The sequence below is a fragment of the Natronomonas salsuginis genome (assembly GCF_005239135.1).
GTDB lineage: Archaea > Halobacteriota > Halobacteria > Halobacteriales > Haloarculaceae > Natronomonas > Natronomonas salsuginis.
On the sequence record NZ_QKNX01000002.1, the window covers coordinates 97,591 to 109,873 of the forward strand.

The window sequence follows — 12,283 nt, forward strand, 5'->3', positions numbered from 1 at the left end:
GAGCCCCGAAGCGAATTGCGAACAGGCGGCGCTCCGATCCGGCAGTCCGTTCGCCGCGCTCCCACCTCGACGGACTGCCGGCGGTCTCTCAGGTCATAGGACGTCTGGCCGCGTTCTCGTTGATAAACCATTGGGCCGCGATTTCACTTTCACTTCGCCGGCCGAACCCTTATACAGCGAACCGACGAACTGTCGAACAGATGGCGACAGCTTCCGGTGAGTCGGGATACATCGAGGGGCCGCTCTTGGTCGACGGACTCCTCGAAAAGCGGCACTATCAGCTCCAGCTGGCCGAAACAGCTGTCACCGACCACACGCTCGTCTGTCTGCCGACCGGGCTCGGGAAGACCGCAGTCAGCCTCCTCGTCACCGCCGAGCGACTGGCCGAACACGGGGGGACGTCGGTCCTGCTCGCCCCAACGAAGCCGCTCGTCCAACAGCACGCAACGTTCTACCGAGAGGCGCTCACGATCGACGACGACGATATCGTCGTCTTCACCGGCAACGTCAGACCCGACGACCGCGCGGCGCTTTTCGACTCCGCTCGCGTCGTCTGCGCCACGCCGCAGGTGATCGAGAACGATCTCGTCGGCAACCGGATCTCGCTGGCCGACGTGACGCATCTGACCTTCGACGAGTGCCACCGAGCCACCGGCAACTACGCGTACAACTACATCGCTGATCGGTATCACGCGGATGCCGACGAGCCGCTCGTCACCGGGATGAGTGCCTCCCCCGGCGGCGACAAAGAGGAGATCCTCACCGTCTGCGACAATCTCGGCCTCCGGGACGTGGCGGTCATGACCGAGGACGACGCCGACGTGGCCACACACACCCACGACACGGACGTCGAGTGGGAGCGGGTCGAACTCCCCGAGACGGTCATCGAGATCCGCGACGCGCTCAACGAGGTGATCGCCGAACGGCTGACGAAGCTGAAGGGGTTGGGCGTGACGAACTCGACGGACCCGAGCATGTCACAGTCCCAACTCAACGCCATCCGCGGGAAGCTTCAGGAGCTGATCAACAACGACAGCTCGGAGGGGTACAAGGGGATGAGCGCGCACGCCGAGATCATGAAGCTCCGCCGGGCCGTCGAGTTGGTCGAAACCCAAAGCGTCGAATCGCTCCGCCGGTACTTCGAGCGCCAGCGCGAGGACGCGAAATCCTCGGGCGCGTCGAAGGCCAGCCAGCGCTTCGTCAGCGATCCGCGGGTCAAAGAGGCCATGCGTCGCGCCGAGACGTTCGACGATCTCCACCCGAAGTTCCGCCGAACGAGAATCTTGCTCGCACAGACGCTCGGTATCGAAAACGGCGAACGGGTCATCGTCTTTACCGAGTCCCGCGACACCGCGGAGACGCTGACGGAGTTCCTCGGCGAACACTTCGCGACCCGTCGGTTCGTCGGACAGGGCGACAAGCAGGGCTCCGACGGGATGACCCAGACCGAACAGAAGGAAACGCTCGACGCGTTCAGGGCCGGCGAGTTCGAGGTGCTCGTCTCGACCTCGGTCGCCGAGGAGGGTCTCGACGTCCCTGACGTGGATCTCGTCCTCTTCTACGAGCCGGTGCCGAAGGGGATCAGGTCGATCCAGCGGAAGGGTCGGACTGGCAGGGCGAGCGACGGCCGCGTCGTCGTGTTGCTCGCCGAGGACACGCGCGACGAGGCGTTCTTTTGGATCTCGCGCAACGAGGAAAAGCGAATGGAAGACGAACTCCGGAAGCTCAAGAATCTCGAGGGGGAAATCGAGACGGAGATCCGGAAACAGGTCGGGTTCGACGCGTTCGCGGAGGGATCAACTGGGGAGGAAGGCGGGCCCACGCGTGCTTCGGAGCCCGCCTCGACCGCCGGAAACGACGGCGCGGATCACGACGCGAACGCGGACCGAGAGCGCGCCGGCAACGGCGCAGGGCAGGCCGGACTCGCGGATTTCGCGGCCAGTGCGGCGTCGGACCGCGAAGAGGGAACCGACGAATCGAACACCGCCGCGGCAGAGACGTCCGCGTCCGGGATCGCCTCCGATGCCGACGAGCCAACCGTCGAAACGGCGTCCCCGGTGGACGGAACCGTCGAGATCGTCGCCGACCAGCGCGAACTCGACTCCCACATCGCCCGCGATCTCTCGACCCGAGAGGGGATCGAGACACGGCTCGAAACCCTCGACGTTGGCGACTACGTTCTCTCGGATCGTGTCGTCGTCGAGCGCAAGGAGGTGGACGACTTCCTCGACACGCTCGTCGGCGGCGACCGATCGCTGTTCGAGCAGGTCGGCGCGGCGGCGCGCTACTACGCCCGTCCGGTCGTCATCATCGAAGGTGATCGCCTCTACGAGGCCCGAAACGTCCACCCGAACGCGATCCGCGGCGCGCTCGCCTCGCTCGCGGTCGATTTCGGCGTCAGCGTCATGCGCACCGACGACGCCGACGACACTGCGAACCTGCTCGAAGTCATCGCCCGACGCGAGCAGGAAACGGACGACAGAACCGTCTCGGTACACGGACAGAAGGGCGGCAAGACGCTCGCTGAACAGCAGGAGTACGTCGTCGGCTCGGTCGCGGAGGTTGGCCCCGTCACTGCCAGGGCGCTCCTTGAACACTTTGGCAGCGTCGAGGCGGTCATGCGCGCGGGCGAGGACGACCTTCGCGAGGTCGACGGGATCGGCGAGATAACCGCCGAACGGATCCGAACCGTGACGAAAAGCGAGTACGCGAATCGCAACTAGAGCCGGCGAACGCTTTCGAGCGTCTCCGCCGCTTCCCGCGCCGCGGCGAGGAGGTCGCGCTTTCTGCCGACATCTCGCGTTTCGGCAGCTCGCTGGGTCAGCGACCCGATCTCGTTTACGAGCGTGCGTTCTGTGGTTCGGAGCGTTTCACCGTCTCCCCCTGTCTCGATGGCGCGTCCCGCCTCCTCGCCGCTGGCGTCGGGATCACGGCGGGCAGGCGGATCGACCCGTGCCGGTCGGGTGTCACGCGCGGGTGTCGGCGCCGATTCCGCTGTTGGTGCCGATTCCGCCGTCGGTTCTGACCCGTCGTCGGTTTCGACGGACGCTTCGCCCGACTCCTCGACGGCCGTCGTTTCCACCGTCTCTCGATCCGTTCCAGGCTCCGTTTTCGACCCGACGTTGCCGTCCGCATCGGCCGGTGCTGTCGACGGCTCGGCGTCGCTCGCGGCCTGCCCGTCATCGCCGTCGAGCAGCTCGCCGTCCTCGGTTACCTCCTTCTCGCAGGTCGGACAGAACTCACGTCCGTCGTACCGAAACACCGGGGACCGACATGTCGGGCAGTGTCGGTTCGTCATCGTCGCACCCTGTAGCAGGAGCTCGCTCATCCGCTCGGACGCCGCGCGTTTCTCCTTGTCGCGCTCGTACTTCTCGCGGAGTTTCTCCCGTTCGGCCTCGCGATCGAAGTCGCTCATACGTACGCCAACGCGTCTTTGCCGCAAAAGGACTGCGCTCGATCGCCGCTACCAACCGGCGGTTTTTAAGCGATGAGGCGACGACGATCCGGTATGCAGGTGAAATCCCGCCACCACCTCCGATCCGACGAGATCGACGAGCTGGAGGCGTCGCTCGCCGACCACCTCGGTATCGACCTCGACGGCGACAGCTACGAACGCGTCGAGTTCACCGACGTCGATCGCGAGGTCGTGCTCGTCGACGGCGAACCGCTCGTCGCCTCCTTCGACGGCGACCTCTTCGTCACCGTTCGCGGCGCGAACGCTCACCCGCCGACGAACCACGTCGTCACGGTCGACGCGGGCGCGATCTCGTTCGTCTCCGACGGCGCGAACGTGATGCGCCCCGGAATCACGGCCGCTACTGACGACATCGAACCGGGCGATCTGGTCGTGATCGCCGAGGAGACTCACGGCAAGGCGTTGGCGGTCGGGCGCGCCGAAGCCGACGGCTCGGACATGGTCGGCGACTCGGGACGGGTCGTTGAGTCGCTTCACCACGTCGGCGACGACCTCTACGAGTTTCACGTCTGACTGGTCGACCGATCGCGTCGTCGCCCCTGGACCTGTACGGGTTCCGAACGGTCCACGGTCCGTTGGACGTAAAACCTATGCCACCAGCAGACGCTGTCGAAGATATGGGACTCATGAGCAAACTCCTCGGCGGCGGCTCGGCCAACACCGAGGACTACGTGGCGCTCGACGTCGACGACTTCGACGCCGACGCGTCGGTCGCGTCCGTACAGATCAGGTTCGCCGAAATCAGCGAGAAAAACGACGTCATCGATATCAAAGACGCCGTCTACGACGGCGACATCGTCGTCGCCGACATCATCAGACACACGACCAGCGACCGAACGATGGAGCACATCACCGACGAGCTGAAACAGGTCGCTCGCGAGGTGGGCGGCGACATCGTGCAAAAGGAGGACGACCAGATCATCATCACGCCGGGCGGCGTCGGCATCTCGCGTTCGAAACTGGGCCGATAGCCGGACGTTCCGTTCGCCGATGAGTATTTTGGCGACGCCGATCAGACCGCGGAGCTTTGTCGCTTCGAATCCAATCGAGACGCATGTCTCCTTGGTCCCCCGCGGAGATCTCTGACCGGTCCGACCAAACGGCGATCGTTACCGGCGCGAACAGCGGTCTCGGCTTCGAGGCGACGAAGGAACTCGCCCGCGCCGGCGCACACGTCGTGATGGCGGGCCGCGACCGCGCTCGGCTATCGAACGCACGCGAAGAGATCCGTGGAGCCGTCGAGGGCGCGTCGCTCACGCTCGGCGAACTCGACCTCGCCTCGCTCGACTCCGTTCGCTCGTTCGCCGCGACCGTCGAGTCGGACCTCGACCGCGTCGACGTGCTCTGCAACAACGCCGGAATCATGGCTGTCCCGCGCGCCGAGACCGACGACGGCTTCGAGGCCCAGTTCGGCGTCAATCACCTCGGTCACTTCGCGCTCACCGGCCGTCTGCTCGACGCCCTGACTGCCGCCCCCGACCCGCGAGTCGTCACGCACAGCAGCGGCCTGCACACCCGCGGTCGGATGGCGTTCGAGGACCTCCACGGCGAGGACGAGTACGACAGGTGGGACGCGTACGCACAGAGCAAGCTCGCCAACCTGCTGTTCGCATACGAACTCGACCGTCGGTACGGCGACGTGCTGACGAGCGTCGCGTGTCACCCCGGCTGGGCGGCGACGAACCTCCAGCGGCGCGCTCCCGAACGGATGGGATCGCGGCTGCGCTTGATGGCGATGGGAGCCGCGAATCGCCTGTTCGCCCAGTCGGCGGCGAAGGGCGCGTGGCCGATGCTGTACGCCGCGACCGACCAGTCCCTCGACGGCGGCGAGTACGTCGGCCCCGGCGGGCTCTTCAACATGCGCGGACCGCCGGTAGAACAGCGTTCCAGCGATCGCTCCCACGACGCCGACGATGCGGCCGAACTGTGGCGGCGCTCGGAGACGCTAACCGGCGTCGAGTACGGGTCGGTCGACCGCTGACCGACGACGACGCGCGCACCGCCGAGGCGGTCGATCGCGACGCGAGTATCGCGCGGTCCGCGAAACGGACGTGTGTGACGACCGCGACCGATCGAAACACCGTTTTGTACCGGTGGCCCGTACGGCCGCACATGAGCGCTGACTCCCCCGAACTCACGGTCTACTCGGATTACGTGTGTCCGTTCTGCTATCTGGGTCGGGCATCCCTCGAGCAGTATCAAGAAACCCGCGACGAGCCGTTGCGGATCGACTGGCGGCCGTTCGACCTGCGATCGCAGAAGCGCCGCCCCGACGGGACCATCGACCACGCCGTCGACGACGGAAAGGACGACGACTACTTCGAGGAGGCCAAGCAGAACGTCCGCCGGCTCGCGGACAAATACGACGTCGAGATGGGTATCGACCTCGCCACGGACGTCGACTCCCTCTCGGCGCAGGTCGTCTCCTACCACCTGCGTGAGCACCGCGACTACGGGACGTGGCTCGCGTTCGACGAGGCGGTCTTTTCGGCGCTCTGGGAGGACGGCGAGGACATCGGGGACGCCGATCTGCTGGTCGAACTCGCGGCGGATGCGGGGGCCGACCCCGAGGAAGTCCGGTCGGTGCTGGACGACGAATCGTTCCGCGAGGAGCTCCGCGCGCAGTTCGAGGAAGCCTCTCGCGACGGCGTCACGGGCGTTCCGACGTTCACCTACGACGGCTACGCCGCACGGGGTGCGGTGCCGCCGGAACAGCTCCGGCGACTGGTCGAGGGCGTCTAAACGGAAGAACGGGGCCGGGAACCGGTTCCGTGGCCCGATCGGTGTCAGCGAAACGGCATCGCGGCGGCCGCGGCGACGTATCGCGCGCCGCTACCGCTCTTTTTCAGCGCGGTCTTCATGCCCCACGCGGTCTTTCGCCCGGCGGCTTTCGCGTAGTGACCGCTCGCGCGCTGGATCGAGGCGCGCTGTCCGCGGACGCCGGTGTTCCCGCGCTGGATCGCCGCGACGATGTCGTCGCTGTCGATCTCGTTGAACGGTTTCTCCACGGTGAGTTCGGTGTAGGCGCGTCCGACCGTCAACAGTGAGTGGGCGTCGCTCCCGCCGACGGCGGGGTAGCCGTACCGGGTGGCGTACCGACGCGCCCGCCGGTTCCGGTAGCCGGTGAACAGCCAGGCGTTGAACGTCTCGATCGCGTCGGGGTCGACCCCATTGAGCCGCCGTTTCCGCACGCCGTGGCGCGTCCGCTGGAAGGGATGGGGCACGATCGACGCGCCGTCGAGGTCGTCGACCGCGGCGACGGTTTCACCCATCGACTGCCCCGACTCGGGCATCTCCTTGACGCCGATCGCGAGGAGGTGGCCCTCCGCGGTCGAGATCTCGACGCCCGGAATCCCGACGAGGCCGTACTCCTCGGCCAGCACCGCCGCATCGAGCGACGCGTGGATCACGTCGTGGTCCGTGACGACCACGGCGTCGAGCCCGATGTCCGCCGCGTGTTCGAGGATCAACTCGACCGGCTCGTGCCCGTCGTACGAGGCCTCGCTGTGGACGTGAAAGTCCACCTCGAGGTCTACTGACCGGTTCATCGTCAGTCGTTCGGCGTCACGGAATAAAAAGTGGCCGAAAGCGGTTCTCGTCCCTGATGTCATCAGAACGCGACATTTAACGCGCCGAGGCGGCTATCGACATCCGTGACCGTGGACGAGCCGAAGCCGACGCCCCGAACGCTCGCCGATCCGTCGGCGACGACGGCGGCCGCGTTCGTGACCGATGCCGTCGACAGGGGGGCGCTCGTGACGTGTTTCGGCCGCTGTACCGTCGAATACGAGGGCCGGGCGGCCTCCGAGTTGGCTCCCGGCGACAGACACGTCATGCTGAAACCCGACGGAACGGCGCTCGTCCACACCGACGAGGGGCAGAAACCGGTGAACTGGCAACCCCCCGGCTGCGAGCACGACGCCCGCGTCGGCGACGACGCGCTCGTGCTCGAGAGCACCCGCACGTCGCCGGACGAACGGCTTGTCGTCTCCGTTTCGGACGTCGCGCTCGTCGCGGCGTTCGACCCGACCGACGACGAGTCGATCGAGCTCGTCGGCACGGAGGCGGATCTGAAGCGACGGATTCTCGCGGACCCTGCGCTCCTCGAACCGGGCTTCACCCCGCTTGCGACCGAGCGCGACACCCCGGCCGGCGCGGTCGACATCTACGGCGAGGACGACGAGGGGCGGACGGTCGTCGTCGAGTTGAAGCGCCGCCGGGTCGGCCCGGACGCCGTCGGCCAGCTGCACCGCTACGTCGAGGCGCTCGAACGCGATCTCCACACCGACGCCGAGCTTCGCGGGATACTTGTCGCTCCTTCCGTCACCGAGCGGGCGAAGGCGCTCCTCGCCGAGGAGGGGTTCGAGTTCGTCCCGCTGACGCCGCGCGAGGAGTAGTGTCGAGACGACTCGGGCGCTATCGGAGTTCCGACTGCAGTCGCGAGAGGAGATTCAACGCGTCGAGCGGCGTGGTTTCGGCGAGGTCGACGGCCGCCAGCTCGGCGAGCAGTTCCTCGCGCCCGCCGTCGGTGGAGGCGTTTTCTGCTCGCGCATTCGCCGCGCCGACTTCCGTCGGCTCGGTCGCTCTCTCGTCGGCGGGCTCGTCGAGCAATTCCGACGCCCGGTCGACGACGCTCGCGGGAACGCCGGCCATCTCGGCGACCTCGACGCCGTAGGACGCTTCGGCTGGGCCCCTCCTGAGATCGTGTTCGAACTCGACGCCGTCCGGTGATCGACTGGCCGAGAAGTGGTAGTTCCTCGCTCGCGGGAGTCCGTCGGCGACCGCCGTTAGCTCGTGGTGGTGCGTCGCAAACAGCGTGTACGCGCCGACCGCGTCGTGGAGGTGTTCGGTCGCCGCCTGCGCGATCGCGTAGCCGTCCCGCGTCGACGTGCCGCGGCCGACCTCGTCGAGGACGACCAACGAGTTCGCGTCGGCGTCCTCCAAGATGGCGGCCAGTTCCGTCATCTCGACCATGAACGTCGAGCGCCCGCCGGCGATGTCGTCCGACGCGCCGACGCGGGTGAACACCCGGTCGACGATCGGGAGTTCGGCGCGCTCGGCCGGCACGAAACTGCCGACTTGCGCGAGCACGCAAGTGAGTGCGACCTGCCGCATGTAGGTCGACTTCCCGGCCATGTTGGGGCCGGTGATGATCGCCATCGGCTTTTCAGCCGGCAGTTCCGTCGGATTCGGGACGAACGGCCCCCCGGTCCGTTCCACGACGGGATGGCGGCCGGCGTCGATCTCGATCCCGTCCGCGCCGATCGTCGGCCGCCGGTAGCCGTGCTCGGCGGCCACGGTCGCGAGCGACCGGAGCGCGTCGAGCCTCGCGATCGCGCTTGCGGTCCGCTGGATCCGTTCGGTCGCCCCGGCGACCTCGCTTCGGACCGACCTAAAGAGGTCGTACTCCAGGTCGTCCGCGCGCTCGCCGGCGCGGATTATCTCGTCTTCCCGCTCTTTCAGTTCGGGCGTGTAGAACCGTTCGGCGTTCTTCAGCGTCTGCCGCCGGTGGTAGTCGTCGGGCACCGAATCGAGGTTCGGATCGGTCACCTCGATGTAGTAGCCGTGGACCGAGTTGTGCCCCACCTTCAGCGAGTCGATTCCGGTCCGCTCTCGCTCTCGCGCTTCGAGGTCGTCGACCCACGCCTTCCCCTCGCGTTCGGTCGCTCGCAGCTCATCGAGCGTCTCGTCGTATCCATCGCGGATGACGCCGCCCTCGGTGATCTCGATCGGCGGCGACTCGGCGATCGCTCGGTCGATGAGTTCCCGCACGTCGGCGCAATCGTCGAGTTCGGATTCGATCGTCGCCAGCAACTCGCTGTCGGCCGTGGCGTCGGCCAGACACTCCCTGAGATCGGGCACCACCGACAGCGTTGATTCGAGCGCCCGCAGGTCCCGCGCGTCGGCGCGCCCCCTCGAGACGCGCGCGACGAGCCGTTCGAGATCGTAGACGTCGGCCAGCAGCTCCCCGGCGCGTTCGCGATCCTCGACGCGCTCGCGCAGCGCTCCCACCGCGTCGAGGCGGGCGTCGATGCGATCGGCGTCGAGGAGGGGGCGTCGGAGCCAATCGCGAAGCGTCCGGCCGCCGAGCGCGCTCGCCGTCTCGTCGATCGTTTTGACGAGCGCGGCTCCCGCCAGCCCGTGGACGTGTCGCGGCTCGAACACCTCCAGCGAGCGCAGCGCGACCGCGTCGAGCAGCATGTACTCGCGGGGATCGTACCGCGTCAGGTGGGTGAGATACTCGAGACGGCCGGTTTCGCCGTCGGTCCCCACCCCGCGGGCGTACTCCGCGTACGTGAGCAGCGCGCCCGTCGCGCGGATCTCGGCGTCCTCGGCGAGTCGTCCCTCGCCGAAGTACGAGCGGACCTTCGCCTCGGCCGCGTCGAGGCCGAAGGCGGATCGCTCGTAGGGCGTCACCATACAGTCCGCACCAAACGGGTCGGTCGGCGCGTCGGGACCGATGATCGCCTCGGCGGGATCGAAGCGTTCGAGCTCGTCGGCGACCGCGTCGAGGCGGTCGAGCGTCGTCGCGTAGAAGTCCCCGGTCGAGACGTCGAGCAGCGCCAACCCGTAGCCGTCGGTCAGACAGGCGACGAAGTTGTTGTCCGCGTCGGCGAGCAGTTCGGTTTCGGTGAGCGTCCCCGGTGTCACCACGCGGGTGACCGCCCGATCGACCAGTCCCGACGCCGCCTCGGCGTCCTCGACTTGGTCTGCGATGGCGATCCGATAGCCCGCATCGAGCAGGGTTTCGATGTACGATTCGGCGCTGTCGACCGGGATCCCGGCCATCGGGTACGTGCCGGTCGAATCCTCGCGTTGGGTGAGCGTGATCTCGAGGATGCGGGCGGTCGTCTCGGCGGCCGCACAGAACGTCTCGTAGAAGTCCCCGACCTGAAACAACACGAGCGCCTCGTCGTAGCGCTCACAGAGGTCGAGATACTGCGACAGCATCGGCGTGAGCTCGTCGGCCTTCTCGGCCATCTCCGGCGGCGGCCCAAGCGCCTCGTCCATATCCGGAGGTGCGTCTCGCCGAACAAATACCCACCGGAGAGCCGGACGACCGACACCGTTTTCGGCGTCTCGGTCGAACGATCGGGCATGGCAGACGACGCCGATACGATCACACTCGCGTTCGAGCTGGCGGCGCTCGAACGGCTCGCGGATCCCTCGGGCGTGATCAGCGACACCCAGCGGTGGACGAACCATCTCGGCATCGTGAGCGACGAGCCGTCGTATCTGGTCAGAAAGCGCGCGCGGGATTACGGGTTCACCCCCGATTTCCTCCCCGGCCCGCGAACCAGATCCGAGAGCCTCGTGAAGGTGAAAAATCAGCCCGAACACGCCGCGGATCGGTACATCTACGTCTCCGCGGACGAGGCGATGCGAGCGGCCGCCGAAGAGCACGGGTGGGAGTTCAGACCGATCGAGGAGGCCGCGGAGACCGCGGGCTGGCGGCTCCACTCCGGGACGATGGAAGACGAATCCGATCAACACACTGGCTGGCCCTGAGACGCCTCGCCGGTCGATGGGTTCGCCCGAACCGCCGGCCAAACGATTCGTCCCGCCGGTCGGACCCAGCGGAGTGAGACTCCCGAATTCGACCGCGGTCGGTAGATTTAACTCGAAACTGCGTCACTCACGGACATGGACTTCCGGGAGGGGTTCTGGTCGATCTACCGGGAGGCCCTCCCGATTCTTTGTGTCGCCCTCGTCGGCGGGCTCTTCTCCGGACTCGTGCTGGAGGAACTCCTGGCGAGCGTCGAGCGGTTCCCCGGCCTGTTGGTGATGGTGCCCGTCTTCCTCGCGACCCGCGGCAACGTCTACGGCGCGCTGGGCGGACGGATCGCGAGCGGGCTCCACCAGGGGCTCATTCCGCCCCAGTTCGAGTGGAACGAGCGGCTGGTGAACGCGATCGTCGCCTCCTTCGTCAACGGGATCTCCATCTCCGTCGTCATCGGCGTCATCTCGTGGCTCGCCTTACGACTTCTGGGGTGGCCCGCAGCCCCTCTCTCCGAACTCGTCGCCATCGTCTTTCTCGCCGGAGCCCTGACCTCGGTCGTGCTCATCTTCGGCCTGCTCGGCATCCTGTTTACGGGTTATCGGCTCGGCTACGACCCCGACAACTTGGTTGGACCGATCGTCACGACGCTGGGCGATATCTTCGGAATGCTGTTTCTGTTCGTCGCCGTGTTCGTCGTCGAGGTGATCGCCTGATGGTCGAGCAGTTGAACTCGCTCGGGACCTGGGACGCCAGAACCATCGTCTCGAACATGTTCCCGCTGTTGGTGGTCCTCTGTACGATCGTTCTCTGGGCCGGGATCACCCTCGAGGAGGCCGAGCAACTGCTCAACGACTACGGGCTGCTCGCGGTCATGGTCCCGACGATGGTCGGGGCTGGCGGGAATCTCGGTACGATCCTGAGTTCGCGGCTCACGACGCGGCTCCACCTCGGGACGACCGACCTCGATCTCCGCGATCGGATTCTGTGGGCGAACGTCGCGGCCGTGTTGGCGCTCGCGGCGACGATCTTTACCGCGCTCGCCGTCGGTGCCTGGGTGATCGGCCGGGTGATCGACGCGCCGCTGGCGCTCTCGGAGCTGCTCACCATCTCGCTCGCGAGCGGCATGTCGGTCGCCACCCTCGCCGTGCTGTTCAGCTTCGCGACGACGTACGGCTCCTACCGACTCGGTATCGATCCCGACGACACGACCATCCCGGTCGTGACGAACGTGGTGGACGTGTTCGGGATGGTGATCTTTCTGGGCGTCTCGCGACTCGTGTTGGGGTGAGCGGCTCGTGTCGGCGTGA

At 66.9% G+C, this 12,283-nt stretch carries 12 protein-coding genes; 9 read left to right on the forward strand and 3 right to left on the reverse strand.

From position 1 onward, the window contains the following. Nucleotides 1–200 precede the first annotated feature (200 nt). Nucleotides 201–2,723: a DEAD/DEAH box helicase gene (locus DM868_RS05240; protein ID WP_137275804.1), complete on the forward strand. Its 2,523-nt coding sequence runs from the start codon at nt 201–203 to the stop codon at nt 2,721–2,723. On the opposite strand, the gene DM868_RS05245 is transcribed toward DM868_RS05240, so the two are convergent. Further along, nucleotides 2,720–3,415: an Sjogren's syndrome/scleroderma autoantigen 1 family protein gene (locus tag DM868_RS05245; RefSeq protein WP_137275805.1), complete on the reverse strand. Its 696-nt coding sequence runs from the start codon at nt 3,413–3,415 to the stop codon at nt 2,720–2,722. The genes DM868_RS05240 and DM868_RS05245 overlap by 4 nt on opposite strands. Nucleotides 3,416–3,508: 93 nt before the next feature. On the opposite strand from DM868_RS05245, the gene DM868_RS05250 reads away from it, so the two are divergent. From DM868_RS05250 to DM868_RS05265, 4 genes are all read left to right on the forward strand, one after another. Beyond that, nucleotides 3,509–3,988, forward strand: a complete 480-nt coding sequence (locus DM868_RS05250) for an RNA-binding protein (RefSeq protein WP_137275806.1) — start codon at nt 3,509–3,511, stop codon at nt 3,986–3,988. A gap of 104 nt (nt 3,989–4,092) precedes the next feature. Then, nucleotides 4,093–4,446, forward strand: coding sequence for a cell division protein SepF (locus DM868_RS05255; RefSeq protein WP_137276396.1), 354 nt, complete (start codon nt 4,093–4,095; stop codon nt 4,444–4,446). 83 nt (nt 4,447–4,529) lie between these two features. Further along, entirely contained in the window at nt 4,530–5,456 is a 927-nt protein-coding gene (locus DM868_RS05260; protein ID WP_137275807.1) for an oxidoreductase, read from the forward strand. Nucleotides 5,457–5,587: 131 nt separating this feature from the next. Then, nucleotides 5,588–6,217, forward strand: a complete 630-nt coding sequence (locus DM868_RS05265; protein WP_137275808.1) for a DsbA family oxidoreductase — start codon at nt 5,588–5,590, stop codon at nt 6,215–6,217. A 44-nt stretch (nt 6,218–6,261) separates the two neighbouring features. On the opposite strand, the gene DM868_RS05270 is transcribed toward DM868_RS05265, so the two are convergent. Then, nucleotides 6,262–7,023, reverse strand: coding sequence for a PHP-associated domain-containing protein (locus tag DM868_RS05270; protein WP_137275809.1), 762 nt, complete (start codon nt 7,021–7,023; stop codon nt 6,262–6,264). Between the two features lie 105 nt (nt 7,024–7,128). Between DM868_RS05270 and nucS the strand changes: the two genes are divergently transcribed. Continuing rightward, nucleotides 7,129–7,872, forward strand: coding sequence for an endonuclease NucS (nucS, locus tag DM868_RS05275; RefSeq protein WP_281280677.1), 744 nt, complete (start codon nt 7,129–7,131; stop codon nt 7,870–7,872). Nucleotides 7,873–7,891: 19 nt separating this feature from the next. On the opposite strand, the gene mutS is transcribed toward nucS, so the two are convergent. Then, nucleotides 7,892–10,486: a DNA mismatch repair protein MutS gene (mutS, locus tag DM868_RS05280; protein WP_137275810.1), complete on the reverse strand. Its 2,595-nt coding sequence runs from the start codon at nt 10,484–10,486 to the stop codon at nt 7,892–7,894. 87 nt (nt 10,487–10,573) lie between these two features. Here mutS and DM868_RS05285 point away from each other — a divergent pair, with 87 nt between their 5' ends. From DM868_RS05285 to DM868_RS05295, 3 genes are all read left to right on the forward strand, one after another. Then, complete coding sequence (locus DM868_RS05285) at nt 10,574–10,984, forward strand: DUF7124 domain-containing protein (RefSeq protein ID WP_137275811.1); 411 nt, start codon at nt 10,574–10,576, stop codon at nt 10,982–10,984. A gap of 135 nt (nt 10,985–11,119) precedes the next feature. Continuing rightward, nucleotides 11,120–11,689 carry a magnesium transporter gene (locus DM868_RS05290; protein WP_137275812.1) on the forward strand — a complete coding sequence of 190 codons (570 nt, stop codon included), beginning with the start codon at nt 11,120–11,122 and terminating at the stop codon, nt 11,687–11,689. Further along, entirely contained in the window at nt 11,689–12,264 is a 576-nt protein-coding gene (locus DM868_RS05295; protein WP_137275813.1) for a magnesium transporter, read from the forward strand. The genes DM868_RS05290 and DM868_RS05295 overlap by 1 nt, the downstream gene beginning before the upstream one ends. The last annotated feature ends 19 nt before the right edge of the window (nt 12,265–12,283 follow it).